The following is a 24544-nucleotide window of genomic DNA, read 5'->3' on the forward strand; positions in this document are numbered from 1 at the left end:
GTTCTACCAGACCGCTTGATCGAAGTGGCGCAGGATCACCTGGTCGGCGGTGATCAGCGTCGCCCCGTCGGCCATGGCGTTGGCGACGATCAGCCGGTCGAACGGATCGCGCGTCCAGGCGAAGCGGCAGGCGGCCTCGGCGACGGCGGCCATCGAGGCGTCTGACTGGACCAACCCGATCTGCTCCTCCAGCGTCGCGATCATGGCGGGGACGGACGGTGGACTGATGCGGCCCAGCTCGGTCAGGATTTCCAACTCCACGATCACAAGCGGTGAAATCATCGGCGCCTTCGTGCGTCGCAGCAGCTTTTGCGCCGCGTCCCCAAGGTTGCGGATCTTGCGCAGATAGAGCCAGGCGACGATTTGCGTGTCGAGATGGATCACTTGTCGCCGAAGTCGAACTTGGCGTCCGGATCCCAGGTCCAATGGCTCTTGTTGGTGTCGATGTCGTCCGCCCAGTCGTCGGCGCCTTCCCGCACGCCTTGCGCCATATAGGCGTCCCAGCGTTCCTCGGGCGTCAGTTTGGGCGTGACCGCCTCGGCGACCAGGGTCAGCCGCCGTCCGCCGCGCCGGATCACCAGCGGCTCGCCGGTTTCCAGCACGCTGTCGACCAGCCGGAACAGGTCCTTGCGCAAGGCGGTCAGGGTGACTTCGGTCATATGTACATGTTGGGCGTCAGGCCTGTACATGTCAATGCAACGCGCGGACACGGCATGTGAAGGGCGTTCCGGCGCGCACCGTGCCATAGGCGGGGCATGTCCGATGCCGCCGCCGCCCGCCGCCCGCCCGCCGCCTGCAAAGCCCCATGCCCTGACCGGGCTGGAGATCGCCGCCATCGCTGCGATCATCATCGTCTGGGGCGTGAACAATGCGGGCGCCAAGCTGGCGACCGAGCAGCTGTCGCCTCTGCTGGTCGGGGCGATCCGGTTCGGCATCGCCACCGCCTGCCTGATCGTCTTCGTCCGTCCGCCCTTCCCGGATTGGCGCAGCCTGACCCTGATCGTCCTGTTGGGCGGGCCGATCCAATATGGTCTGGCCTATACCGCCTACTGGTTGGCCACCGACGTCAGTCCGGTCACCGTGGCCAACCAGTTGTGGATTCCCTTTACGGCCCTGTTCGCCTTCCTGATCCTGGGCGAGCGGCTGAACAAGGCGGCCCTGGTCGGCATGGGGGTGGCCTTTGTCGGCGTGGCCTGGATGACCCTGGACGCCCATGCGCTTCAGGACTGGAAGGCCATTCTGGTCGCCATTGCGGCGGGCGCCGCCTGGGGCGTGACGACGGTGGTCGCGCGGCGCACCACCTCGATTCCGCCGCTGAAGATGCAGGGTCTTCTGGCGCTGGGCGCCTTTCCGGTCATGGCCTTCGGCTCCGCAGTGTTCGAACACGGCCAGTGGGAGGCGGTGAAGGCCGCCACCCCCCTGGTCTGGGCCTCGCTGCTGTGGGCCGGAATCACTTCGTCGGTGCTGGCGACCACCCTGCTGTTCTGGCTGGTGCAGAGGCGCGAGGCCGGCCGGGTCACGCCCTATCTGCTGGTGACGCCGGTCGTGTCCATGCTGATCGGCTGGGGCTTCATGGGGGACGTGCTGACGCCCCAGATCCTGACCGGTTCGGCCATCGCCATGGGAGGGGTGGCTCTGGTGGCCCTGGCCGAACGGGGCTTGCGCGCGGGGGCCGCCAAGGCTTGATCTGGGGCGCAAGCCTCAGGAGCCCGCCCTTGTCCCACGCCCCGATCGACGCCGACCATCTGTCCCGCCGCTGGCTGGGCAAGGCCAAACACGATCTGCCCCCCAACGCCGCCAGCGTGATGCAGAGCACTGCCGACCGACGTCCCATTTCCGAGGACGTCAACACCGCCTTTCAGGGGCGTCAGACCTTCGGCGACCGACTGGCGGATCGGGTCGCCGCCTTCGGCGGATCCTGGCCCTTCATCATCGCCTTCGGCGTGTTTCTGGCGCTCTGGACCGCCGGGAACCTGCTGTTGCGCAAGGCGGCCTTTGATCCCTATCCCTTCATCTTCCTGAACCTGGTCCTGTCCATGCTGGCCGCGGTGCAGGCGCCCGTCATCATGATGAGCCAGAACCGCCAGGCGGCGAAGGACCGGCTGGACGCCAGCAACGACTATCAGGTCAATCTGAAGGCCGAGATCGAGATCATGGCCCTGCTGGACAAGGTGGAGCAGCTGACGGCCCGCCAGGAGGAACAGACCCGCATGATCGAGCGGTTGCTGATCCAGAAGGGGCGATGACGCCACACCCCCGTCATCCTCGGGGTGAGGCCCGGGGATGACGCAGGAGGGCGAGAGAACTCAGCTCGCGCTCAGGGCCGCACAGGCCACCCGATCGCCGGCGCCGCCGATCGGCTGGGTCGAATGGTCGTCGGGATTGGCGTGGATGATGATGGCCGAGCCGTCTTCGTCCCACAGCCACTGGCCGGGGCCTTCCGAGGAAATGCGCGCGCGGGTGGTGAAGAGTTCGGCGTTCACCTTGCCGTCCGCCCCCGCATAGACGTTCGGCAGATCGCCGTCGTCCGGCCCCTGGGCGTTCAGCAGGCCGTGCGGGGCCTTGGGCTCGCTGTGGTTGATATGGCCGCCGGACGAGGTGAAGGGGGCGGCGCAGGCGCCCGTCGCATGGATGTGGATGCCGTGCCAGCCCGGCGTCAGGCCGGAAGCCTCGACCCTGATCACCAGGCCGGTCGGCCCCTGACGCAAATCGACGCGACCGATGTTGGCGCCCGAGGCGTTGACCAAGACTGCCTGTCCCGCCGCACCGACCGGGGAGCGCTCGGCCTGGGTCTGGGGGGCGTTGCCGGTCGCGGCGCAGGCTGCGGTGAAGGCCAGGGGAGACGCCAGGGCGACGGCGAAGGCGAGGGTCTTGGCGTGCATGTGGAAAGTCCTTTCAGAGACGGGCTTTCACGGCGGCGTCGCTTTGCCACCGCAGTCCTAGAATGCTAGAAAACGCGACAGCGGATCACGTTCCGATTCCGGCCGCATAAAGCCACGCTTCCTTGACCGACGACAGCTACGAAAACGCCGCAACTCCGATTGTTCCGGGAGGCGGCGGCTCAGACATTTCCACGATCACCATCGAGGACGAACTGAAGCGTTCGTACCTCGACTACGCCATGAGCGTGATCGTCAGCCGCGCCCTGCCTGACGCCCGTGACGGGCTGAAGCCGGTTCACCGTCGCATCCTCTATTCGATGCACGACCTGAACATGACGCCCGAGCGCAGCTATTCGAAATGCGCGCGCGTGGTCGGCGACGTGCTGGGGCGGTTCCACCCCCACGGCGACGCCTCGGTCTATATGGCCCTGGTGCGGATGGCCCAGCGCTTCTCCATGGGGCTGATGCTGGTCGACGGGCAGGGGAACTTCGGCTCGGTCGACGGCGATATGCCGGCCTCGATGCGTTACACCGAGTGCCGGATGGCGCCGGCCGCCACGGCCCTGATGGCCGACATCGACAAGGACACGGTCGATTTCCAGCCGAACTATGACGAGAAGGAGCTGGAGCCGGTCGTCCTGCCCAGCCGAATCCCGAACCTGCTGGTCAACGGCGCGGGCGGGATCGCCGTCGGCATGGCGACCAACATCCCGCCCCATAATCTGGGCGAGGTGGTCGATGCGGCCCTGGCCCTGCTGGACGATCCGAACATTTCGGACGACGCCCTCTTGGACATCGTGCCCGGCCCGGACTTCCCGACCGGCGGCGAGATCATGGGCCGCACCGCGCCGCGCAATGCGCTGCGCGACGGTCGCGGCTCGGTCATCGTGCGCGGCCGCGCCTCGATCGAGGAGATCCGCAAGGATCGCGAGGCCATCGTCGTCACCGAACTGCCCTACCAGGTCAACAAACAGACGCTGATCGAGCGCATCGCCGAAATGGTTCGCGAGAAGCGTCTGGAGGGCGTCTCCGACGTTCGCGACGAATCCGACCGTCAGGGCATGCGGATCGTCATCGAGCTGAAACGGGACGCCTCGGGCGACGTCATCCTGAACCAGCTGTGGCGCTACACCGCCATGCAGAGCTCGTTCGGCGTCAACATGCTGGCGCTGAACCACGGCCGACCGGAGCAGATGGGCCTGCGCGCTCTTCTGGAAGCCTTCCTCGACTTCCGCGAGGAGGTGGTGGTCCGCCGCGTCAAGTTCGAGCTGAACAAGGCCCGCGACCGCGGCCACGTCCTGGTCGGTCTCGCCGTCGCCGTCGCCAATATCGACGAGGTCATCCACATCATCCGCTCCTCGGCCGATCCGACCGAGGCGCGCGAGCGGCTGCAGGGCAAGGCCTGGCCCGTCGGCGACATGATGGCCCTGGTCGAGCTGATCGCCGACCCGCGCACCGTGATCGTCGAGGGCGACAAGATCCGGCTGACGGACGAACAGGCCCGCGCCATCCTGGCCCTGACCCTGTCGCGTCTGACCGGCCTGGGCCGCGACGACATCTTCGGCGAGGCGCACGGCCTGGCCGACACCATCCAGGGCCACCTGACCATCCTGTCGGACCGCAAGAACGTCCTGGCCATCATTCGCGACGACCTGATCGACGTGAAGGACAAGTTCGCCGTGCCGCGCCGCACCCTGATCGGGGAAGGCGACGGCGAGATGGAGGACGAGGACCTGATCCCGCGTGAGGACATGGTCGTCACCGTCACCCACGGCGGTTATGTCAAGCGCGTGGCCCTGAACGCCTATCGGACCCAGCATCGCGGCGGCAAGGGCCGTTCGGGCATGGCCATGAAGGACGAGGACGCCATCACCGGCGTGTTCAGCGCCTCGACCCACACCCCGGTCCTGTTCTTCGCCACCAACGGCAAGGCCTATAAGCTGAAGACCTGGCGCCTGCCGCTGGGCAATCCGCAGTCGCGCGGCAAGGCCTTCGTCAACCTGCTGCCCATCGAGCCGGGCGACAGCATCATGAACGTCCTGCCCCTGCCTGAGGACGAGACGACCTGGGGCGACTACGACATCATGTTCGCCACCCGCTCGGGCGATGTGCGCCGCAACAAGCTGTCGGACTTCGCCACGGTCAACCGCGCCGGCAAGATCGCCATGAAGCTGGAAGGCGACGACCGCATGGTCGGCGTCGGCCTGTGCACGGCGGACGACGACGTGCTGCTGACCACGGCCCTGGGCCGCGCCATCCGCTTCAAGGCCGACGACGTGCGCGTCTTCAAGGGCCGGGATTCGACCGGCGTCCGGGGCGTGCGCCTGCAGGACGGGGACGAGGTCATCTCCATGGCCATCCTGGGCCGGGTCGACGCCACGCCGGAAGAACGCGCCGCCTACGTCAAACACGCCAACGCCATGCGCAAGGCCCTGGCCGGCGCCGAGGGCGAAGACGAGCCGACGACCACCGAGGCCGAGGACGACGTCGCCGAGGCCCCGATCTCGCCCGAGCGCATCGCCGAACTGGGCGCGGCCGAACAGTTCATCCTGACGGTCACGGAAACCGGCTTCGGCAAGCGGTCCTCGGCCTATGAGTATCGCCGCACAGGTCGCGGCGGCCAGGGGCTGACGGCCCATGGCCTGGGCGGCCGCGCGGGCGCGCGCCTGGCCGCGGCCTTCCCGGTCGAGGAGACCGACGACCTGCTGCTGGTCACCTCGGGCGGCCAGATGATCCGCACCCGCGTGGATCAGGTCCGCATCGTCGGCCGCTCCAGCCAGGGCGTCACCATCTTCCGCACCGGCAAGGACGAAAGGGTCGTCTCGGTCGAACGCCTGCCGGAAAGCGGCGGCGAGGATGAGGCGGACGTCGCCGGTGAAGAGGGCAGCGAGGCCTGATCAGGCGACGAGGACGAGGCGGTCGGCGAAGCCTTCCGCCTCGGCGCGTCGAGCCAGTCGGGCGTCCAGCGTCGCGACCTGGCTGTCTCGCACTTCCGCCAAGGCGATATAGGTCGCGTCATAGACGGAAAACCGGTGACGCGCGGCCAGGTCATAGGCGCGCGCCAACAGGTCCGGCAGTGATACCGGCATGGCCATCATGCCACGCGCCGTATCGACGGCTTCCGCCCCGAGATGCTCGGAGCATTCGCCTCGCCAGACCTTCTTCGCCGCTATGCTGGCGATTTCGAGCGGCATCAGGTCGGACGCGATCATGATCCGCTCCGAGCTTACGCAGTCGCCCAGAAACCGTCTGGCGGCGGCGGAATGTTCCTCGTCGAACAGGGCTGCCGCAAAGACCGAGGCGTCGATCACCACCTCATCGGCCATCACGATCTTCCCGGATCAGATCGACGCTGGAAACGCTGGAATAGGTCGAGCGGCTGCGTGAGCGGTCCATCCGGTCCAGAAAGGCCTCGTTCCGGCTTCGTGCGGTTTCGTTCAACAGGAGGGCGACGGCGGTTCCAAGATCGACGCCGCGCTCCTGACATGTGCGCTCGACTAGGCTGCGCGCAGCGGGCGTCAGGGCGGAAAAGGATAGAAGCGCGCCCTCTACCCCCGTTTCGGTCTGTTCCTTTACGAAGGTGACCTCGTTCCGAGCGGGATTGAGCTTGGCCTTGCGGCCCGCTTTCAGCCAGGCCTTGGCCTGAACATGGGTGTCGGTATTGGCCCACCATTGACGCCTTATCCGCTCGTCATAGGCGGATTGGGGAAGCTTTCGGCCCAGCAGGGCTTCGATCTCTTCGAACGACAGAGTGAGGGCGTTTTGCTTCGTTTGGGCGAGGCGGTATTCCAGCGGGGCGTAGACCGACATTTCGGCAACTCCAAAGTTATATAACTTTATATATAGGTACATACCGATAATGTCGATCCTGATCGACGGCCTTCCCGCCGCCCCTGACGACCTGGCGCACCAGGCCCTGGTCAACTACGGCGCCTACACCTCCTTCCGCGTCGAGCATGGCGGGGTCCGGGGGCTCGACCTGCATCTCGCCCGGCTGGATCAGGCCGCCGTCGAACTGTTCGGCGAAAGCCCCGGCGAGGCCGAGGTCCGGCGTCTGACGGCGCTCGCCGTCGAAGGTCGCGACGCCTGCTGGCTGCGCGTCAGCCTGTTCTCGCCGGAGATCGGCCACCGAAATCCGTCCTTCGTCGGACGGCCCAAGGTGATGACCGTCGTCTCGCCGCCGCCGCCGCTGGCGACCTCGATGCGGGTCACCGCCGTCCCCTATGTGCGCGAGACGCCGCATTTGAAGCATGTCGCCACCTTTGGTCAGACGCGCGTGCGCCGGGCCGCCCGGGCGGCGGGCTTTGACGACGCCCTGTTCGTCGATGATCAGGGTCATGTGTCCGAAGGGGTGACCTGGAACATCGGCTTCATTCAGGGGGATCGCATTGTCTGGCCCCAGGCGCCGATGCTGGCGGGCGTGACCCAGGTCCTGATCGACCGGGGGCTGGCTGGGCAGGGGCTGTCGTCTCAGACCCGCCCGGTGCATGTGTCCGAATTCGCGGATTTCGACGGCGCCTTCCTGTGCAACAGCGCCACACCCGTGTGTCCAATCACTCATGTTGACGACGCGACGTTCGGCAATGATCCCGCCGTCCTTGAGCGGCTCAACCGGGCCTGGACCTCGCAGCCGCCTCAATCCGTCGCCGATGACGCATGACGATCGCGTCAGCCGTCTAGGCCGTTGATTTCGCACCTGCTAAGTCACCCCCGACAGCAGGCGACAGGCCGGGGAGAAACGCCATGCGCATCGGACTTTATCCGGGCACCTTCGATCCGGTCACGAACGGCCACACCGACATCATCAAACGGGCCCTGAAGCTGGTCGATCGGGTCGTCATCGGCGTGGCCCAGAATGACGAGAAGGGACCGTTGTTCAGCACGGCCGAGCGGGTCGAGATGCTTCGGGCCGAGGTCGCGAGCCTGGGCGGGGACATCGTGGTCCAGCCCTTTTCGACCTTGCTGATGCATTTTGCGGAAGAGCTGAACGCCAATGTCATCATCCGAGGTTTGCGCGCGGTCGCCGATTTCGAATACGAGTTCCAGATGACGGCCATGAACCAGCGCCTCAATCAGGACATCGAGACGGTCTTTCTGATGGCCGATCCTCGGCATCAGGCCATCGCCTCGCGCCTGGTCAAGGAGATCGCCCGTCTGGACGGCGCGATCGACAGTTTCGTCAGCCCCGCCATCGCCGCGCGCGTGCGGGACAAGGTCAAGAACAAGGGATGAGTTCGGCAATGCGTCTTGGTGCGATCGCGGCGGCGGCCGCCGCTCTTCTGGCGACGGCTTCGGCCCAGGCTCCGGCCTTGGCCCAAGCCCAGGCTCAGGTTCAGGCGCCCGCCTCTGACTGGCGCACCGTCGCGCCCGAGAATCTGCTGGTCATCGACACGTCGAAGGGGCGGATCCTGGTCGAACTGACGCCGGTGGCGGCGCCCAGTCACGCTGAACGCATCCGCACCCTGGCTGACCAGGGCTTCTATGACGGGCTGAAATTCCACCGCGTCATCCCCGACTTCATGGCCCAGACCGGCGACCCCCAGGGCACGGGCGAGGGCGGCAGCGACCTGCCCGATCTGAAGGCCGAGTTCAGCTTCCGACGCGGCCGCGACGCCGGCTTCGTCGCCGTGCCGAACGCCGGTCAGGGCGTGCGCGGCCTGGTCGGCGTCCTGCCGGTCGAGACCCAGCCGGACGCTCAGATGATGGTCACCGCCGACTTCAAGGTCGACGCCCACGGCCTGTTCTGCCCCGGCGTTCTGGGCATGGCGCGGGCGGGTTCGCCCGACAGCGCCAACAGCCAGTTCTTCCTGATGATGGGCGAACGGGACCAGCTGAACGGCGCCTACACCGCCTTCGGCCGCGTGGTCTCGGGCCTGGACGTCGTCAACAAGCTGAACAAGGGCTCCGACGCGGAAGACGGCAAGGTGGCCAATCCTGATGTGATGACCAAGGTCCGCATGGCCTCGGCCCTGCCCGAGGGCGAACGCCCGACCGTGCGGGTGCTGAACCCCGCCGGCGCCGCCTTCGCCGAACGGATCGCCGCGGCCCGCACCGCGCGCGGCGGCGGCTTCACCATCTGCGACGTCCAGCCGGTGGCCGAGGTCGTCGGGGGCTGAGACGCGACAGGGGAGGGGTGATGATCTTTCGCAAGACGTTGATCGCCGCAGGGCTGGCCGCCCTGCTGACCGGGGCCGCCCAGGCGCAGGAGGCGGCCGCGCCGCCGCCGCCGCCCGGCCCGACCGAATGGCGCGCCGTCGCCCCCGACAATCTGCTGGTCATCGACACGACCAAGGGGCGGATTCTGGTCGAGCTGGCGCCCGAGATCGCCCCGGCCCATGTCGAGCGGATCAAGCTGCTGGCCTCGCGCGGCTTCTACGACAATCTGGCCTGGCATCGGGTCATCGACTGGTTCATGGCCCAGACCGGCGATCCCCTCGGCACCGGCGACGGCCAGAGCTGGTATCCCGACCTGAAGGCCGAGTTCACCTTCCGGCGTGGGCCGGACATGGCCTTCACCCCCGTGGCGGCGCCGGCCGGGGCCTTGGTCGGCTTCTATCATTCCATTCCGGTCCAGACCCAGCCCGACGCCTTGATGGCCGGCACCTCGGATCGCAAGGTCCACGGCTGGGGTCTCTATTGCCCCGGCGTGGCCGGCATGGCGCGCGACGAGGGCAATGACACCGCCAACAGCCAGTTCTTCCTGATGCGCCAGCCCTATCCCGCCCTGGACAAGCGTTACACCGTCTGGGGGCGGGTGGTCGTGGGGCTTGAGGTGGTCCGCGCCCTGAAGGCCAGTCCGGAGCCCAGCGGCATCGTGACCGATCCCGACCGGATGACCCGCGTCCGCCTGGCCTCCGACCTGCCCGCCGCCGAACGCCCGGCGGTTCAGATGCTGAATCCCGCCTCGCCCGCCTTCCGCGCCCTGGTCGATGAGGCGCGCCAGGCCAAGGGCGCGGACTTCTCAGTCTGCGACATCGACCTGCCGGTGCGGGTGGCCACGGCGGGCTGAGCCCGCACTGTCTCCTCCCCATGCAATGGGGAGGGGGGGCGCGCGAAGCGTGGTGGAGGGGTTCTGGACGCCGCACAGGCGTCTGCGATGCGGGAAGAACCCCTCCGTCACGACGCGAAGAGGCGTCGCGCCACCTTCCCACGTCGTGGGGAGGAGACGGTGCGTCAGGCGCCGGCAGGTCCTCGCCCCCGGCCCCGGCGCCGCCTGCGGCGTTTGGGCGGGGCCTTGTCCGCCCGCATCTGTTGCAGCAGCAGGCCTTCGCGCAGGCCGCGATCCGCCACCCTGACACGCTCTGACGGCCAGGCGCGCTGGATCGCCTCCAGGATCGCCGCCCCCGCCAGGACGAGATCGGCCCGATCCGGCCCGATACAGGCCTCCTTGGCGCGCCCGTCCGGCCCCAGCCGCTTCAGCCGCTCCGCCGCCGCCTCGCATTCGGCCCGGGTCATCCACAGGCCGTCGACCCGATCGCGGTTGTAGCGGGGCAGCTTCAGATGGATGCCCGCCAGACTGGTGATGGCGCCCGATGTCCCTATCAGATGGGCGCGGTTTCGCCGCAGCAGGTCCAGCATCTCGGGATCCTCGACGCCGCCTCCGGCCAGGGCCGCGCCCATGTCGGCGACCATGGTCTCATACCATTGGGCGTGGTCCGCAGGACTGGCCCCTTCGGGTTCGGGATGCCGCTCCGCCAGGGTGACGACCCCCAGGGCCGCCGACATCCAGTCGGTGGTCTTCCAGTTCGGCCCGTCGCGCCTCAGCCAGGACAGTTCGGTCGACCCCCCGCCCACGTCGATGATCACCACCCCCTCGGCTTTCGGGTCGATCAGGTTCAGACAGCCCTCGACCGCCAGCCGCGCCTCTTCGGCCGGATCGATGATCCGCAGCCGCAGCCCGGTGCCCTTGCGGACCCTGTCGATGAACTCGGCCCCGTTCTCGGCCGCCCGGCAGGCCTGGGTGGCCACCGCGCTCAGCCTGACCGGATCCACGCCCTTCCTGACGATCCGCTCGGCGCAAAGGGCCAGGGCGTCATAGGCGCGGTCCATGGCGCGCGTGTCCAGCCGCCCTGTCCGCGACAGGCCCTCGCCCAGCCGCACGATACGGCTGAAGCTGTCGACCACCCGAAAACCGTCGCGGGACGGTCTGGCGATCAGCAGCCGGCAATTGTTGGTCCCCAGATCGAGCGCGCCATACAGGGGCGCGTCCCGACCCGACGCATCCCGCTCGCGGGAAGGCTGGGACCGCTCGTCGCGCCGTCGGGGCGCGCCGTGGGTCTCCGGCATGGGCCGTCATTCCGATGTGGGCGGTCCAAAGCGGCGCCCGTCCCGATCAACCTAGCCCGGCAAGATCGTCCGCGCCAAGCCATTCTGTCAGGAAGATGAACAGGTCTGTGGCGTCAGGGTCATCCGGCCAAGCGTAACAGGGAGCATGACCCAGATTCACACAGCCCGGTTCGCCATCGGCCATATCGTGCGCCACCGCGACGACGCCTTTCGCGGCGTGGTGATGGATGTCGATCCGGCCTATCAGGGGCCGGCCTCTGACACCGGCGCGGTCTCGCCGGATCAACCCTTCTATCGCATCTTCGCCTTGGGCGAGGACGGCGGTTTCGTCGCCTATGCGGCGGAATCGGTTCTGGAAGACGGTCGGTCGGCGCTGCTGACGGACGACGTTCGACGCTGGTTCACCGTTGATGAACAGGGCCATCATGCGCCGCTCCATGCCGGCATCCACTGAGGAAGCGATGGAACGGGCGCGGGCGGAGGGTTAGGATGGGGCAAAGAGGAGCGCTCCATGTCCGACTTCGAACATGTCTTTGAAAAGCCCCCGGAAGGGGCGGCGGCCGACTGGACCATCCCGCAGAACTGGGACGCCTATACCGAGGTCGAACACCGCACCTGGGACACCCTGTACGCTCGTCAGATGAAGATCCTGCCGGGACGCGCCTGCGACGCCTTCCTGCGCGGCCTGGACGCCCTGGACCTGAACGCAGGCGGCATTCCCGACTTCGACGTCATCAATCCCAAGCTCCAGGCCCTGACCGGCTGGACCGTGGTCTGCGTGCCGGGGCTGGTGCCGGACGAGGTCTTCTTCGACCATCTGGCCAACCGCCGCTTCGTCTCGGGTCAGTTCATCAGGAAGCCGGACCAGCTCGACTATCTGCAAGAACCCGACATCTTCCACGACGTCTTCGGCCATGTGCCCATGCTGACCGACCCGGACTTCGCCGCCTATATGGAGGCCTATGGCAAGGGCGGACAGCGGGCGGCGGGCCTGGGCATGTTGCCCAATCTGGCGCGGCTTTATTGGTACACGGTCGAGTTCGGCCTGATGAAGGAGGCGGGGGCCTTGCGCATCTACGGCGCCGGCATCGTCTCCTCGGCGACCGAGAGCGTCTTTGCGCTGGATGATCCGTCGCCGAACCGCCTGGGCTTCGACCTGGAGCGGGTCATGCGGACCCTCTATCGAATCGACGACTTCCAGCAGGTCTATTTCGTCATCGACAGTCTGGAAGCCCTGAAGGACGAGACGCTGAAGGACTTCGGCCCGGTCTATGCGGCGCTGAAGGGGCAGGCCGATCTGCCGATCGATTCCGTCCTGCCCAGCGATCAGGTGTTCACGCGCGGCACCCAGGCCTATGCGGCCAAGGGCGGACGGTTCGCGGCCTAGAAGGTCTTCCCCCGCCTGCGGGGGAAGTGTCAGGTCGTGGCGCGCAGCGACACGCCTGACGATGGGGGAAGTCTTCCGTCTGAGCGGACTTCCCTCTCCGACCCTGGTTCGCTGCGCGAACGACGGGCCACCTCTCCCGCAAGCGGGAGAGGGCCTTCATTTCAAACCTGCTGGAACGGATAGAAGCCGCCGCCCAACTGCAAGATCCCCGTCAGTTCATCCAGCGCCCCCCAGCTCTCGTCCAGCAGGGCGGGATCGGCCAGATCGGCGGGACGCAGCTCGTCGCGGTACCAGCGGCGCGCCCAGTCTGACAGTCGGGCGTACAGGGCGTCGGTCAGGCGCATGGCCGGGTTGGTCGCGGCCAGCTCCGGTTCGTTCAGGACGACCCGCAGGCGCAGACAAGCGGGGCCGCCGCCGTTCCGCATCGACTGCCGCACATCGACATAGCGGACCTGCCCGATGGGGCCGTTGGAGGCGGCCAGGGATTGCGCCACCGCATGGCTGCGGGGGTTGTCGCGCGTCTCGGTCGGGCAGATCAGGGTCAGGCGGTCGTCGCCCGAAACCTGGATCAGCATGGAGTTGAACAGATAGGAGCTGATGGCGTCGGCCAGGGGCAGGTCGGCGGAGGAGACTTCCACGAAGATCGGGTCGAACAGGCCGTCGGCGGCCCGGCGGATGGCGTCCTGGGTCGCGGCCGTGTCCTCGAAGGCGAGGTCGTGGAAGAAGAGGGTCTCCAGCGCGCCGACGCAGACCACGTCATTGTGGAAGGTTCCGCCGGCGATGGCGGCCTTCGACTGCTGAGCCAAAACCGGGCGCCCGGCCGCATGCCGACGGGCGATCGCCTGAGAGGCTTCGCGCGTCTGGCGCGCGGGGTAGGGGCCGTCCCAGGGTTCGAACGACTCTCGGCCCCAGACCAGCAGATTGACGCCCGGCGCGCCATGCTCGGCGCACAGGCGCACATGGTTGGCGGCGCCTTCGTCGGCCAGATGGGCGACGGAGGGCAGGGCGTCATGGACGGCGAACCGCTCCGGGTCGGGGAAGAGGGCGTCCAGCGCCCGTTTGGTCTGCTGGTGTTCCAGCGACCGGTGCAGGTTTGTGACCAGATTGGCGGGGGTGAAGTGCACCCGCCCGTCGGCGGCGTCGGCGCTCGGCGTCACGGTCGCAGCATTGGCGGCCCACATGGGCGAGGCCGAGCAGGCGGCGGCGGCGAACGACGGCGCATCCTCCCAGGCCTGTTCCAGCACCTGGGCGTCCGATCCGGTGAAGCCCAGGGTGCGCAGGAAGGGGATGTTGGGCCGCTCATGCGGCGGCAGGACGAACTGGGGCAGGCCCAGGTCCGCCAGGGTCTTCATCTTGTCGAGCCCCTGCAACACCGCCGCGCGCGGGTTCGACGCCTCGCCCTTGTTCAGGCTGGAGGCCAGATTGCCCGGCGACAGACCGGCGTAGGAGTGGGTCGGCCCGATCAGGCCGTCGGCGTTGGCTTCGACGGCGGAAGTCATGGATTCACCGGGGTGATAGAATAGACGTGTATTAGGCCCAGCGTAACGAGGATCGGAAGACCCCAGAACCAAACGACGGCCAGAAGAGCGCTACCTACCAGACCCAAAGCCCACGCCCTTGATCTGCCTGGGCCCAATGTTACCGCGACGACAGTGACCACCAGAAGGATGCCAAAGGTTAGGCACCAAAGCTGAATATAGCCTCCGATGCTGAGCCTATCGCCCCAAGTCTCTACCCATGTCACGAAGGCGGCCGCTAAAGCGAGGAGAGGCGTCGAGACTGCGGCGGAAGTCAATGGTCCTTCTAGCCGGTTCCAAATGGTCGGCGGACCGATGCGACGCGCCGGGGGCAGGTTAAAGCTCATTCCCTATTTCCGCGGGTACGAAGAATTATGGAGAGGTGAATGGTGGGCCGTCACGACCGTAACCCCTTGATCTCGCCTTCGATGTTGGCGACCGCATCGGCCTCGAAGCTGGCGACCGGATAGGCGCAGTAGTCGGCGGCGTAATAGGCGCTGGGGCGGTGATTGCCGCTGGCGCCCAGGCCGCCGAAGGGCATGTCGCCGGCGGCGCCGGTGGTCGGACGGTTGAAGTTGACCACGCCCGCGCGGATGCGGCGGATGAAATGGTCCCAGTTGGCCGGATCGTCGCTGACCAGGCCGGCGGACAGGCCGTAGCGGGTGGCGTTGGCCGCCTGGATCGCGGCGTCGAAGGTCGGGACGCGGATCACCGATAGGAAGGGGGCGAACATCTCCTCGTCGGGAACGTCGATCCCGGTCACGTCGATGATGGCCGGCTTGACGAAGGCGCCGGGCAGGTTGGCGACGGGGCCCGAGGCGCGGATCACCTTGGCGCCGGCGTCGATCCGCTGTTGCAGCGCCTTCAATGCGGCCTCGGCGGCGCGGGCCGAGATCAGAGGTCCGGCGTAGGGTTCGGGATCGCTGTCCCAGGGACCGAAGACCAGGCGGTCGGACAGGGCGGCGATGGCTTTGACGATCGCATCGCCTTGAGCCCCTTCCGGCACGATCAGGCGGCGGGCGCAGGAACAGCGCTGGCCGGTGGTGATGAAGGCGGATTGGACTGCGATGCCCGCCACGGCTTCGGCATCCGCCGCATCCCAGACGACCAGCGGATTGTTGCCGCCCAGCTCCAGCGCCAGGATGACGTGGGGATCGTCGGCGAACTTGCGCCGGAAGTGGGCGCCCGCCGCGCCGGAACCGGTGAACATCAGGGCGTCGATCCCGGCGTCCAGCAGGGCCGCGCCGGTCTCGCGTCCGCCCTGGACCACATTGACCACGCCGGTCGGCAGGTCGGCGGCGGCGAAGGCTTCGGCCATCACCTGACCGACCAGGGGGGTCTCCTCCGACGGCTTGAAGACGACGGTGTCGCCCGCCAGCAGGGCGGGGACGATATGGCCGTTGGGCAGGTGACCGGGGAAGTTGAACGGGCCCAGGACCGCCGCCACGCCGTGCGGTCGATGTCGCAGGGTCGCGCGGCCGAAGGCGGTGTCGCTGGTCCGTTCGCCGGTGCGCTCGTCATAGGCGCGGATCGAGATGTCCACCTTGCCGATCATGGCGGCGGCCTCGGTCTTGGTCTCCCACAGCGGCTTGCCGGTCTCGCGGGCGATGGCCTCGGCGATCTGGGGCGCGCGGTCCTTCAGCACGGCCTGATAGCGTTTGACGGCGTCGATCCGGTCCTGGCGCGGGCGGTCGGCCCAGTCAGGGAAGGCGGCGCGGGCGGCGTCGACGGCGGTCTGGACCTGGGCGGGAGAGGCGGCCTCGCCCTCCCAGTTGACGGCTTCGGTGGCGGGATCGGTGGATTTGAACACGGTCATGGCACAGAGACTCCGCTCATCCCGGCGAAAGCCGGGACCCAGTTCTTTCGCATCGCCAGTGCATCGGATGACCACCGGCCTCTGATCTCACATATCCTTCGCCCAAAGTACTGGGTCCCGGCTTTCGCCGGGATGAGCGGATGAGAGTGGATCACGATTTTACTCGCACGCTGGCGCCTGCATCCACCTTCAACGCCGCAGCGGTTTCGGCGGTCAGTCTCACGGTTTCGCCCTCGATGTCGGCCTTGGCGCGGACGGCGCGGAAGGCGGCGACGCTGTCGGTCGAGATCAGGGCCGGCAGTTCAGCCTGGACCGTATCGACCAACTCGACCTTCAGTCGGCGGGCGTCGCGCACGGTGCGGATATTGTCGCGGCCGCAGGCCACCGTCGGACCGGCGTCGAAGATGTCCACCAAGCCGTTGGGCCGGAACCCTTCGCTTTCCAGCAGGGCCATGGCGGGCACGCCCTGGGGATGGACCTTGCCGATCACCGCGCGGGCCGGTTCGGGCAGCAGTTCGACATAGATCGGGTGGCGCGGCGCCAGGTCCAGGATGAACTGCTTGTCGGTCGAGCCGGTCATCCGGTCGGCGTCGTCGAACTCCATCGGGAAGAATTTGTGGGCCACATGGTCCCAGAAGGGGCAGGCGCCGTCGGGGGTGAAGACGCCGCGCAACTCGGCCAGAACCATGTCGGCGAACAGGTCGGGCTGGGCGCCGATCAGCATGTATCGCGACTGGCTGAGCAGACGGCCGGCGCCGCCCTTTCGCCGATCCGCCTTCAGGAACAGCGACCCGACCTCGGTCCAGCCGGTGCATTCATTGACCAGCACCAGGGTCTGATGGTCCAGCTTCACCCCCAGCGACGGCGACTGGACGGTGTTGTTGACCACGCGGAACGAGAAGAAGGGCCGCTTCAGCCCAACGGTCGCCTTGACCGAGCCGACGCCGTCGATGTCGCCCGTGTCGCCGTCCTCCAGCATCAATGTGTACCAGGCCTCCTGCCAGGGAACCCGACCCTCGAAACTGGCCTGGCTGAGGTCCAGCCGTTCGGCCAGGGCGTCGGGATCCTCGGGCAGGCTGGTGAAGCCGGGGCCGGACAGGATGGCCAGTTCGAGCAGATGGTCGAGATCGGCGGGGCCGGCGGGACGGACGACGAGCATTCAGAGAGTTTCCATCCGAAGGGCTTTGAGTTTGGCTGCGTCGATTTCGCCGGAGGCGATCTTGCACAGGATCAGGGCGCTGAGCTGGGCGCGTTCGACGAAGCTGTCGGGCCAGGCGAACTCCTGGTCCGAATGGATGTCGCCGCCGCGGACGCCCAGGGTGTCGATATTGGGCAGGCCGGCGGCGTGGAGATTGTTGCCCTCGCAGACGCCGCCAGAGGGTTTCCAGGCGATGGACTGGCCCAAGAGGGCGCCGGCTTCCTTCACCGCCTCGAACAGGGCCGTCTGGGCGGCGTCCATCGGCTTGGGCGCGCGGGTGAAGCCGCCGTGCAGATCCAGCGTCAGGCCTTCGAACGGCGGCGTGGCGGCGATGGCGCGGACCGAGGCGTCGATCCAGTCGGCGGCCGCCTTGTCAGGCACGCGCACGTTGAAGCGGACCACGGCGGTGTCGGCGACGACGTTCAGGGCGCCGCCGCCCGCGATCTTGGCGACGTTCACGGTGACGCCCTCGTGCTGACCGTTCAGCCCGTGCAGGGCGGCGGCGATGATGGCCGCGCCCGCCACCGCATTGCGGCCTTCCTCGAAGGCTCGACCGGCGTGGGCGGCCCTGCCGGTGACGATCAGATGATAGTTGCCGCTGCCCTTGCGCGCCCCCGCCAAGGTTCCGTCCGCCAGGGCCGGCTCATAGGTCAGGCCGACATGGCCGCGCGCGCCCAGTTCGGCCAGCAGGGGGGCGGAGGCCGGCGAGCCGATCTCTTCGTCCGGGCTCAGCAGAACGGTCCAGCCCATGCCGTACCGGTCGGGGTGGGTCTCGAAGGCTTCGAGCGCGGCCAGAAGCACGCTGATGCCGCCCTTCATGTCGGCGATGCCGGGACCGTTCAGAGCGCCGTCCGGGCGCGTCGTCACGGTCTGGAAGCGGCTGTCGGCGGGGAAGACGGTGTCGTAGTGGCCGGTCAGGACGACCTGGATCGGCGCCTCCGGCCGGACGGTGATCTTCAGGGCGTCGGCGTGGGCCTCGGTCCGCACCGATCCGTCGTCGGCGACGGTGGTGGAGCCCTGGGTCGGGATGCGTTCGACCGTGGCAGGCAGGAGCCGGGCCTCAGTCTCCAGCGCGTCCAGCACGGCGTTCAACCCGGCGGCGTTGCGGCTGCCGGAGTTGATGTTCGCCCAGTCGATGGTGCGGCCGATGATGGCGTCACGTCGCCCGGCGACATGGTCCAGGACGGCCTGGTCGGCGTTCAGAATCCGCATGGCCGGACCCTAGAGCATGATCGTTTCGGACGGAACCGGTTTGCGGTTCCGACAGAAGCGTGAATCATGCTCTCGCTTTAATCTGGAGCCTGATTCACCGTTTCAGCGGAACCGCGTAGCGGTTCCTCCTCAACGGATCAGGCTCTAGACGCCGCGCGTCCAAAGGTGAAGGTCGGGCCGACAGATTACCGGTTGGGGCGCCGGTCGGCGCGCTGGCCAGGGTCGCGGCTTTCCCGACGCCAGCGGATCGACAGGCTGGTTTCGCCCTGGCCGCCGAACTGGGAGCTGATCGCCAGATTCCGGCGCGGTTGCCACTCCACCTTGACCGCCGCCCCGCCCTCACCGCCGCCGATGACCTCCAGATAGACGTCGTCGGTGATGTAGCGGCCGCCCGCCACCGTCAGGGCGCTGGCCTGTCCGCCGAAGGACAGCCGGTCCAGCCCCGCCAGTTCGCGCAGATTGCCGATGACGTCGAAGCCGCCGCCGCCCGCCAAGGCCGCGACCCCCGCCGCCAACTGCGCCGCCTCGAACGGCGACAACTGGGCGGCCGACCGGCCGAACAGCACCTGGGACAGGATTTCGTCCTGGGGCAGGGCGGGGGTGGAGGTCAGGGCGATCTTCGGCTGGGCGGCCGTGCCGGTGACATTGATGGTGGCGGTCAGGGCCGCGTCCTCTCGCGTCGCCGACAGGTTCAGGCGGATGTCCTCCGGATCGGTGGACAGGGTGACGCGGCCGGATTCGTCGAAGACGAAGCGCTTGCCGGCGAACTCATAGTCGCCGCGAACCACATTGGCCGTGCCGGTCAGCTGGGGTTGGGCCACTGTGCCGCGCACCCGGGCGTTGACGTCCAGCACCACGTTCAGGCCGCGGCCGCTGACCCGCACCTTGCCCCCGCTGGAGCGCAGGGCGATGTCCAGGCCGATCTGAGGGCCGCGCTGGCGCACCTCGGCTTCCTGGTCGTCTCCGCCGGGCCGGTTGATCTCGACCACGTCCATGGAGACGATGCCGGTGGAACCGGGCACCTCCGGCTCGATCCGCGCTTCATCGACATTGATCTGACCCGACAGCTGGATGTTGCCGTCCTGGCCGCGGACGATGGTCACGGGGCCTGTGGCGCGGGCCTCGCCGATGTCGTTGTCGATGACGCGGAAGCGGGTCAGGTTCAGCTGGGCGGTCGAGCCCGAGCCTTCGCGCAGGCCGATCCGACCCTGGCCGTTCAGCGTGCCGCCCGCCGTGTCATTGGCGCTGAAGGCCTCGATCAGGGCCGTGGTGTCGTCGAACCGCGTCCGCAGGTTTAGGTCGCCCAGAACCAGCCCCACCGACTTCTCGCGATAGGAGCCTTGCGACAGGTCGAACCGGCCGTTCAGACGCGGGGACGCCAGGGTGCCGGCGATCGTCGCCCGGCCGTCCACCTGGCCCGCCAAGGTGCGGTCACCGCCCAGGAACAGATCCCAGATCGGCTGAATCTGTCCATTGATCGAGACATTGCCGGACATCGGGCGCTGGCGGGCGATCGCCAGCCGCAGCGGCGCCGCTGAGGCTTCGACCGGCAAGGTGATGTCTGCGGCCGCCTGAACGGCGTCCTCGTCCGAGGCGACGGCCTTCACCGTCAGGCTGTTGTTGATCAGGGTGGCGTCCAGACGGCCGTCGACCGCCAGGCCGCGCGGGGCGTCGATGCTGCGGACGTCCTGCAAGGTGACGTTGGCCGAACCGGACAGATCGTCACCGGCGCCGCGCAGAGAGACCCGGCCCGTCGCGCGCCCGCGCAGATCCGGCGAAATGGTCTGGAGGTCGACGCTGGTCAGGTCGGCCTGGATGACGGCGATCCGCGAATCCTGACGCAGGTCCGCCATCAGGACCCCGCCTCCGACGCCGAGGTCGAGGTGGGCGGCCCGTTCCGCGCCGTTCAGAGTCAAGGTGGCGGGGGTTCGGGTGGTGAAGGCCACCTCGCGGACCCGGCCGCCGCCCCGCAAACTCACGGTCTGGGCGTCGCCGCGTCGCGCATAGACGCCGGTGCCATTGAACTGGGCGGGCGTGCCGCCGCCGACGTCCAGGGCCAGGGTGAAGGGCAGATTGTTCAGGGTTCCGCGGCCGTCCAGATCGACGGTGCGAATGACCCAGCTTTGGCCGGACAGACGGACGTTTCGCCCGCTGACGTCCAGGATGGCGCTGTCGGAGCCGCCGCCCTCGGTCAAACGGACCCGCCCGTTGGCTTCGCCGGAAGCCAGGAAGGCGCCGGCGCGCGCCGTGAAGGTCAGGTCCGCGCTGGAGGGCAGGTTGTCCGACAAGGCCACGGCGCCTTGGGCCGTGACGCCGCCGGCGTTGACGTCCAGATCGCTCAGCCTGATCCGGTCGCCGCCCAGGGCGAAATTCCCCGACGCGCGGGCCGGGCCGTAGTTGGAGCCGCTGGTGATCGTGATCCGGCCGTCCGAGGCGTCCGCGCCCTTGCGGAAGCTCAGGATCAGGTCGGCGTCGGTCAGGATCAGTCCGCCGGCCGTGACCCGGTCGAACCCTGCGGTCAGATCGACGCGCGGCTGAGACAGGGTTCCGGTCAGGGCGCCTTGTCCGTTCATGTCGCCGGCGATTTCGACCGGACCGGCGGCGAAGGGGCCGCGCGCGTTCCAGTTCAGGGCCAGCCGCAGGCGGCCGTCCGTTTCGATCAGCCCCTTGGCGCCGGCCCGTCCGGCGGCGCCGGTCAGTTCGCCGCGATCCAGTTCGATCCGCCCGCCGTTCAGCTTGCCGTCCAGCTGGAGACGCGGCGTGCGGCCCAGAAGACGGTCCAACTCGTCCATGCCCACGCTCAGCTCGCGGCCCCGGCCGTCGAAACTCAGGGTCCAGGGCGCGCCCGTCTTGGCCGAGGCGGCGCTAATGGACCCGCCGAAAGACCCCTTGCCGCCGGACTGGATGCGCGAAACGTCGGTCAGCCGCGCATCGCCGCGGAACCCCATGCCGCCCAGAAGATTGCGGGAGCCGGATCCCTCGACCGACAGCCCCTGGCCGTCCAGATCGATCTTCTCCAGCAATAGGGCGCCGTCCTTCATGCGTGCGGCTTCAAGCTGAACGCGCGGGGCTGCGCCCAGCAGACCGCCGATCAGGCCCTGGGTCGAACCGCCGAAGGCCCGAACGTCGCCGTCGAGATCCATCCGTCCGTCGCGGACCTGCACGTTCAGCGGCCCTGCGATGCGGGTCGCCCTGTAGCTGGCCAGGTTGGCGTTCAACAGGGTGGCCTGGCCTTCCAGGCTCCAGGTCTGGGCGTCGCCCTTGAACAGACCAGAATAGGCGGCGGGACCGGCGACGTCCGCACCCGTCAATCGGCTCAGGGACGCGGTCTGAACGTCCAGCCGGATTCCGTCGGGCGAACTGCGGTCGGACATGCGGATGACGCCCCGCGCTTCGGAGGCGACGTTGTCGGAGATCAGTTTCCAACCCACGCCCTGGAAGGCCTTGTCCTTGGCCGGGACCATGGCGAAGCCGAACCGCGCCGTGCGCCCGACCCGTTCGACGAAGGGGGCGAACAGGTCCGAGCCGCTGAAATCGAAATAGCCCGAGACCCGAGACCCGGCCTCGCCGAACCGTCCGTCCACCGTCAGCGGGACGAAGCGGCCGGTCTGAACCTTGGCCCGCACCAGGTCGGCGTTCACGACCGCAACGGCCGAAAAGGGTTCGTCCGGCGAATAGCCCAGGGCGCCGGCCAGGGGGCCGCCCTGGGCCTCCTTGGCGCGCAGATCGACGCGCGTGTCCTCCAGCTTGCCGCCGAAGGTCGCCGCCAGGCGCAAAAGATCGCCGGGGCGATTCAGACTGTCGGCCTTCAGCTCGGCGTGTTTGGCCCCGCGACGCGGCAGGTCGACCATTCCCGACAGATCCCAGCGCCCGTATTCCTTGGAAAAACCTTCCAGCAGTTCGACCCGCGCCGAGAACTTGTCGATATCGACGTCGATCGGCTGGGGGCCGCCGGGCTCGCCGCTCGGCGCGTCCAGAATGGGGCGGCGGATCAGTCGGATCACATCGGCGCTGATCTCCGTGGCGTGAAACCGCCGCGTGACCAGGGGCCAGTAGGACCAGTCGACCCTGACGTTTCGGGCGTCCAGCCAGACCCCCTCGCGGTCCGTGACCGTGACCCGCTCCAGGGTGAAGTCGTCGAACAAATCGCCCTTCAGCCCATAGACGTTGATCCGGCCGTAACGGCTGATCTTCTGACCCTGGACAAAGCCCGACACCAGTTCTCGTCCGGCATCCGAGACGATGTACATCCGACCGCCGATCAGGGCGATCAGCGCCAGGACCAGTACACCGCCGACTATTCCACCGGCGATCAGGGCGATCAGCTGTGGCAGGCTGCGCTTGCGGCGCACCTGGGCGGCGGTTTCTTCGGGCGCGGCTTCAGGCGCTTGTTCGGGCGGCTCTTGGGTCAAAACGCCTGCCCGATGCTGATGTAGATCTGGAAGGCCGAGTCGCCTTCGCGCTTGTCCAGGGGGATGGCGACGTCGGCGCGGATGGGGCCGAACGGCAGCTTATAACGAACCCCGACGCCCGCGCCGTAGCGCATGTTGCTGAGGTTCGGCGTCTCTTGAAAACCCACGGCGCCGGCGTCGACGAAGGCCACAGCCTGGAAGCTCTGACCGATGTCGTGACGAACCTCCAGAGAGGTTTCGAACAGCGACAGACCGCCGCGCGGGGTCTGATCCGGCAGTTGCGGATTGACCCCCTGGTAGGAATAGCCCCGCACCGACCCGCCGCCGCCGGAGTAGAACAGACGGTCCGACGGCACGCTCAGCTCACCCCCGCCGATGATGGCGCCGAGGCGAAGGCGCCCGGCCAGGACGGTGCGGGCCTGATCTTGCAGCGGCAGATAGGCGGTCGCCTGGGCCTCATTACGCAGGAAAAGGACCGTGTCCTCCCCGGCCACGGCCGTCGGCTGGACCGAGGCGGTCACGCGCCATCCCCGCGTGGGATTCAAAGGATCGTTGGAGTTGTCTATATAGGCGCTGGTGCGGCCGGTCACGATCGCCAGATCCCGGTCGAAGCTGACCGCCCTAGGGGGGACGGACGCATAGTCGTATCGGTTCTCGCGGTACTGACCCGCGTCCAGGCCGATGCCGTAGTTGAAGTAGGAGGTCCGGCCGATCCGCTGTTGCAGCTCGGCCGCCAGCACCAGAGCGGTGCGTTCATAGGCGTCGGTGTCCTCCTTCACCACGCCTGCGCTGAGCTTCAAGGTGCGGCCGGGCTTGCGCCAGTGAGGCAGGGACAGATCGGCGCCGATGCGGCTGTCCAGCCGGGCGAACCGGGTCTCAAGCGCCAGGGTGTCGGCGCGCCCGAACCGATTGTAGCGGGTCCAGATGAAGTCAACGCCGGCGCCTTCCTTGGTGGCCCAGGTGGCGCCGGCCTCCAGCACGCGGCGGGGCCGGTCCTGGAGCGTCACGATCGCGGGACGCAGCCCTTCGGCGGTGGTCTGTTCCGGCGGCGCCAGGGCGACGCCCACACCGTCATAGACGCCGGTGTCCAACAGGCGGCGCTCAAGTTCGCCGACCTTGTCCGGGTCATACCGGTCGCCTTCCCGCCACGGCGCCAGGGCGGCGACCCAGGCCTGGTTGGTTCGACCCGGCCGCGGCATCAGGACGCCGTCCAACAGGACCGGTCGGCCCGATACGATGCGGTATTCGGGCGCGACGGTGAAGGCGGCGTGATCCACCACGACGCGGCGGGGATCGGCCTTGGCGTCCGCATAGCCGTCCCGCACCAGGCGCGCGACGATCCGCCCTTCCGCCGCGATCACATCGACCGCCCGGCCCGGATCGCCGGCCTTCAACCCGATCGCGGCTCTGGCGTCCTCGGCCGCCTCGGCGTCGGGGGCGGGGTCGATCCAGCTGATGGTCGGCGGGGTCAGCACGAAGCGGCGACCCGGCTCGACCGAAACGATGGCGGTCGGCCGCTCTTCGCCTTCGACGATGTCTTCGAGCACCGGCTGATAATAGGCTTCCGACCGCAGCAGGGCCTCGGCCGCCGACATGGCGCTGCGCGCGCGGCGCCGCGCTTCGAACCGGCTTTCGGGGGGGCCGTCCACCTCGCCGATGGCCCGCTCCAACATGCGGCGCAGCTCGGTGTCGACCTCGCCGCGGATTTGTGCGCGGGGATCTGCGGCGGCGGCCTGGGCGAGAAGGCTGCAGGTCGTCAATACGGTGAGAAACAGGGCGGGCCGGATCGTCAAACTACAGCTTTCGTCAAGATCACGGCCTCCGGATCGGCGTC

General features: G+C 68.1%; 21 protein-coding genes. 9 read left to right on the forward strand and 12 right to left on the reverse strand.

Annotated elements, in window-relative coordinates; genetic code table 11:
- Nucleotides 1-3 precede the first annotated feature (3 nt).
- Complete coding sequence (locus JMT67_RS14545) at nucleotides 4-384, reverse strand: type II toxin-antitoxin system VapC family toxin (protein WP_201463864.1); 381 nt, start codon at nucleotides 382-384, stop codon at nucleotides 4-6.
- The gene (locus JMT67_RS14550; protein ID WP_201463865.1) at nucleotides 381-659 is read right to left on the reverse strand and encodes a type II toxin-antitoxin system Phd/YefM family antitoxin; all 279 of its coding nucleotides are present in this window, start codon (nucleotides 657-659) and stop codon (nucleotides 381-383) included. Before JMT67_RS14550 ends, JMT67_RS14545 begins: the two co-directional genes overlap by 4 nt.
- A gap of 103 nt (nucleotides 660-762) precedes the next feature.
- Between JMT67_RS14550 and JMT67_RS14555 the strand changes: the two genes are divergently transcribed.
- Nucleotides 763-1686 (forward strand): DMT family transporter, encoded by a 924-nt coding sequence (locus JMT67_RS14555; RefSeq protein WP_201463866.1) that lies wholly within the window; start codon nucleotides 763-765, stop codon nucleotides 1684-1686.
- A gap of 29 nt (nucleotides 1687-1715) precedes the next feature.
- Nucleotides 1716-2246: a DUF1003 domain-containing protein gene (locus JMT67_RS14560; protein WP_233455902.1), complete on the forward strand. Its 531-nt coding sequence runs from the start codon at nucleotides 1716-1718 to the stop codon at nucleotides 2244-2246.
- Between the two features lie 60 nt (nucleotides 2247-2306).
- On the opposite strand, the gene JMT67_RS14565 is transcribed toward JMT67_RS14560, so the two are convergent.
- Nucleotides 2307-2882 (reverse strand): superoxide dismutase family protein, encoded by a 576-nt coding sequence (locus tag JMT67_RS14565; RefSeq protein WP_183218194.1) that lies wholly within the window; start codon nucleotides 2880-2882, stop codon nucleotides 2307-2309.
- A 122-nt stretch (nucleotides 2883-3004) separates the two neighbouring features.
- On the opposite strand from JMT67_RS14565, the gene gyrA reads away from it, so the two are divergent.
- A complete protein-coding gene (gene gyrA, locus JMT67_RS14570) occupies nucleotides 3005-5779 on the forward strand; it encodes a DNA gyrase subunit A (protein ID WP_201463867.1) in 2775 nt (924 codons plus the stop codon).
- Here gyrA and JMT67_RS14575 read toward each other — a convergent pair whose 3' ends face one another.
- Complete coding sequence (locus tag JMT67_RS14575) at nucleotides 5780-6208, reverse strand: type II toxin-antitoxin system VapC family toxin (protein ID WP_152949792.1); 429 nt, start codon at nucleotides 6206-6208, stop codon at nucleotides 5780-5782.
- A complete protein-coding gene (locus JMT67_RS14580) occupies nucleotides 6198-6692 on the reverse strand; it encodes a DUF7662 domain-containing protein (protein ID WP_201463868.1) in 495 nt (164 codons plus the stop codon). The genes JMT67_RS14575 and JMT67_RS14580 overlap by 11 nt, the downstream gene beginning before the upstream one ends.
- 49 nt (nucleotides 6693-6741) lie before the next feature.
- On the opposite strand from JMT67_RS14580, the gene JMT67_RS14585 reads away from it, so the two are divergent.
- The 4 genes from JMT67_RS14585 to JMT67_RS14600 all read left to right on the forward strand — a co-directional run bounded on the left by JMT67_RS14585 (nucleotide 6742) and on the right by JMT67_RS14600 (nucleotide 9891).
- Nucleotides 6742-7542: an aminotransferase class IV gene (locus JMT67_RS14585; protein ID WP_201463869.1), complete on the forward strand. Its 801-nt coding sequence runs from the start codon at nucleotides 6742-6744 to the stop codon at nucleotides 7540-7542.
- Between the two features lie 83 nt (nucleotides 7543-7625).
- Nucleotides 7626-8114, forward strand: coding sequence for a pantetheine-phosphate adenylyltransferase (gene coaD, locus JMT67_RS14590; protein ID WP_054765118.1), 489 nt, complete (start codon nucleotides 7626-7628; stop codon nucleotides 8112-8114).
- An 8-nt stretch (nucleotides 8115-8122) separates the two neighbouring features.
- Entirely contained in the window at nucleotides 8123-8998 is an 876-nt protein-coding gene (locus JMT67_RS14595; protein ID WP_201463870.1) for a peptidylprolyl isomerase, read from the forward strand.
- Between the two features lie 20 nt (nucleotides 8999-9018).
- Nucleotides 9019-9891 carry a peptidylprolyl isomerase gene (locus JMT67_RS14600; RefSeq protein ID WP_183218202.1) on the forward strand — a complete coding sequence of 291 codons (873 nt, stop codon included), beginning with the start codon at nucleotides 9019-9021 and terminating at the stop codon, nucleotides 9889-9891.
- Nucleotides 9892-10055: 164 nt separating this feature from the next.
- Here JMT67_RS14600 and JMT67_RS14605 read toward each other — a convergent pair whose 3' ends face one another.
- Entirely contained in the window at nucleotides 10056-11168 is a 1113-nt protein-coding gene (locus JMT67_RS14605; RefSeq protein ID WP_201463871.1) for a Ppx/GppA phosphatase family protein, read from the reverse strand.
- Between the two features lie 145 nt (nucleotides 11169-11313).
- Between JMT67_RS14605 and hspQ the strand changes: the two genes are divergently transcribed.
- Both hspQ and phhA read left to right on the forward strand, forming a co-directional pair.
- Nucleotides 11314-11622 carry a heat shock protein HspQ gene (hspQ, locus tag JMT67_RS14610; RefSeq protein WP_201463872.1) on the forward strand — a complete coding sequence of 103 codons (309 nt, stop codon included), beginning with the start codon at nucleotides 11314-11316 and terminating at the stop codon, nucleotides 11620-11622.
- A gap of 57 nt (nucleotides 11623-11679) precedes the next feature.
- Complete coding sequence (phhA, locus tag JMT67_RS14615) at nucleotides 11680-12555, forward strand: phenylalanine 4-monooxygenase (protein WP_201463873.1); 876 nt, start codon at nucleotides 11680-11682, stop codon at nucleotides 12553-12555.
- A 161-nt stretch (nucleotides 12556-12716) separates the two neighbouring features.
- On the opposite strand, the gene astB is transcribed toward phhA, so the two are convergent.
- The 6 genes from astB to JMT67_RS14645 all read right to left on the reverse strand — a co-directional run bounded on the left by astB (nucleotide 12717) and on the right by JMT67_RS14645 (nucleotide 24503).
- Complete coding sequence (gene astB, locus JMT67_RS14620; protein WP_201463874.1) at nucleotides 12717-14054, reverse strand: N-succinylarginine dihydrolase; 1338 nt, start codon at nucleotides 14052-14054, stop codon at nucleotides 12717-12719.
- A 415-nt stretch (nucleotides 14055-14469) separates the two neighbouring features.
- Nucleotides 14470-15888: a succinylglutamate-semialdehyde dehydrogenase gene (gene astD, locus JMT67_RS14625; RefSeq protein ID WP_201463875.1), complete on the reverse strand. Its 1419-nt coding sequence runs from the start codon at nucleotides 15886-15888 to the stop codon at nucleotides 14470-14472.
- 151 nt (nucleotides 15889-16039) lie between these two features.
- Entirely contained in the window at nucleotides 16040-17047 is a 1008-nt protein-coding gene (locus JMT67_RS14630) for an arginine N-succinyltransferase (RefSeq protein WP_054765126.1), read from the reverse strand.
- The gene (locus JMT67_RS14635) at nucleotides 17048-18298 is read right to left on the reverse strand and encodes a hydrolase (protein WP_201463876.1); all 1251 of its coding nucleotides are present in this window, start codon (nucleotides 18296-18298) and stop codon (nucleotides 17048-17050) included.
- A 185-nt stretch (nucleotides 18299-18483) separates the two neighbouring features.
- Nucleotides 18484-22710 carry a translocation/assembly module TamB domain-containing protein gene (locus JMT67_RS14640; protein ID WP_201463877.1) on the reverse strand — a complete coding sequence of 1409 codons (4227 nt, stop codon included), beginning with the start codon at nucleotides 22708-22710 and terminating at the stop codon, nucleotides 18484-18486.
- Complete coding sequence (locus tag JMT67_RS14645) at nucleotides 22707-24503, reverse strand: autotransporter assembly complex protein TamA (RefSeq protein ID WP_201463878.1); 1797 nt, start codon at nucleotides 24501-24503, stop codon at nucleotides 22707-22709. The genes JMT67_RS14640 and JMT67_RS14645 overlap by 4 nt, the downstream gene beginning before the upstream one ends.
- Between the last annotated feature and the right edge of the window lie 41 nt (nucleotides 24504-24544).

The sequence above is a fragment of the Brevundimonas aurantiaca genome, from assembly GCF_904830995.1.
Taxonomy (GTDB): domain Bacteria; phylum Pseudomonadota; class Alphaproteobacteria; order Caulobacterales; family Caulobacteraceae; genus Brevundimonas; species Brevundimonas aurantiaca.